The organism is Allobosea sp. TAB14 (genome assembly GCF_052113865.1).
Classification (GTDB): Bacteria; Pseudomonadota; Alphaproteobacteria; order Rhizobiales; family Beijerinckiaceae; genus Allobosea; species Allobosea spartocytisi.
This window is the reverse complement of sequence record NZ_JBFRDQ010000357.1, coordinates 1-1,510: the sequence shown is the minus strand read 5'-3', so window position 1 is coordinate 1,510 and position 1,510 is coordinate 1. Positions and strand designations below refer to the sequence as shown.

Here is a 1,510-nt window from a genome sequence, read left to right as displayed (position 1 = left end):
CGTATTGCTGCATCGCTCCCGATCCTCCCAAAATGCAGCGGCCGCAGCCGGCTTGCGGTCGCGGCCGGCGCCCGTCACAGATCGACCGGTTTTCCCGTCGCTTCTTCTTCGAGCGTCACGGCGATATCCGCATTGGCGGAGAGGCGGACCTTGTTGCCTTCGACACCGGCAACGAAACCGAGCTCGATATAGTGATGGTGGCCCTCATGCCGGCCGTAAGCATCGCTCTTCTTGAGCTTGATGCGTTGCGCCTCGACGCGATCGACCGTCCCGACATGGACGCCGTCCGCGCCGATGACATCCATGTTCTCCCTGACCTTGTCGTTCATCTCGAGCGTCCTTCTGGGTTGAAGTCTGTCCCCGCTCAGGCCAATCGGCGCGCCACGACGGACAAGGGCCATAACCGCCCGTCCTGCAGCTCTGTTCCATCCCGGCCGCCAGCTTTCGGCGCCCGCACCGCCTGGCACGGGTCGGTGCCTGCCATCCCGCTAGTCCTGCCGCCCCTTCATGCCCTCGCGCAGCTCGACAAGGACGCGCCGCARGCCATGGACCTGGTCGACGAGATGCAGGATCACGTCGATGCCCGCATCATTGGCGCCGAGATCGTCCTTGAGCTGCCGGATGAAGTGCGCGCGCGCCACRTCGGYCTCGCTGAAGAACATCCCGGCYTCGGCCTCCTCCGGGAGGAGCCAGCGCTGCTCCAGCCAGAACTCCAGCACCTGAACCTGCAGCCCCGAGGAGGTCAGGAACTCCTGCTTGGTCATCCTCATCACGCCCTCGCCTCGCGCGGATCGTAATCCCTGTCCTTCCAGCTCGACACGAACGCCTCCAGYTCCGGCCCCGGCGATTTCGGCAGGACCACCTTYAGCGTGACGAACTGGTCGCCCTGGCCGCCGCCGCGCCGAGGCGCGCCCTTRCCGCGCAGGCGCAGCTTCGTCCCGGTATTCGAGCCCTTCGGCACCGACATCGTCACGTCGCCTGTCGGCGTCGGCACCCGCACCTGCCCACCGAGAACCGCCTCCGTCAGCGARATCGGCAGCTCCAGCGTGATGTCGTCACCCTCGCGGGTGAAGCGCCGRTCAGGCCTGACCTCGACCTCGATCAGGGCGTCGCCTGGCCCACCCTTGCCAGTGCCGGGCGCGCCCTTGCCCTTGAGCCGCAGTGTCTGGCCGTCGACGAGACCCGGCGGGATCGTCACGTCGATCGTGCTRCCATCCGGCAGATTCAGCCGCTTGGTCGCGCCGGYGATCGAGTCCGCRAAGTCGACGGCCAGATGGTAGTGCAGATCCTGCCCGCGGCGGTTCGCCCGCGCCCGCTGGCTGCGCCGCAGAAGCTCGGCGAAGGCATCGTCCTCGTCGATGAAATCGGCGAAGCCCGACGCATCGGCATAAGGATTGCCCTGGTCCGAGGTCGCGAAATCCCGGTAGAAGTGCTGCTGCGGCCGTTCCGCCCCGGAGGCGTCGATCTCGCCGGCGTCGAAGCGCTTGCGCTTGTCGGCGTCGCTCAGCAG

The 1,510-nt window shown here is 67.1% G+C and carries 3 protein-coding genes; all 3 read right to left on the bottom strand.

Annotation, left to right across the window (positions count from 1 at the left end; all coding sequences use genetic code 11):
* Window positions 1-74 precede the first annotated feature (74 nt).
* Entirely contained in the window at window positions 75-329 is a 255-nt protein-coding gene (locus tag AB4Y99_RS27575) for a DUF2171 domain-containing protein (protein ID WP_038358963.1), read from the bottom strand.
* Window positions 330-488: 159 nt separating this feature from the next.
* Window positions 489-770: a chaperone modulator CbpM gene (locus AB4Y99_RS27570; protein ID WP_441525592.1), complete on the bottom strand. Its 282-nt coding sequence runs from the start codon at window positions 768-770 to the stop codon at window positions 489-491.
* Window positions 770-1,510: J domain-containing protein (locus AB4Y99_RS27565; protein ID WP_441525591.1), on the bottom strand; the 741-nt coding region annotated here is incomplete at its 5' end. The genes AB4Y99_RS27565 and AB4Y99_RS27570, both read right to left, overlap by 1 nt.

Coding starts and splice junctions, on each gene's coding strand:
- AB4Y99_RS27575 (WP_038358963.1), bottom strand. CDS start 329: ATGAACGACAAGGTCAGGGAGAACATGGATGTCATCGGCGCGGACGGC.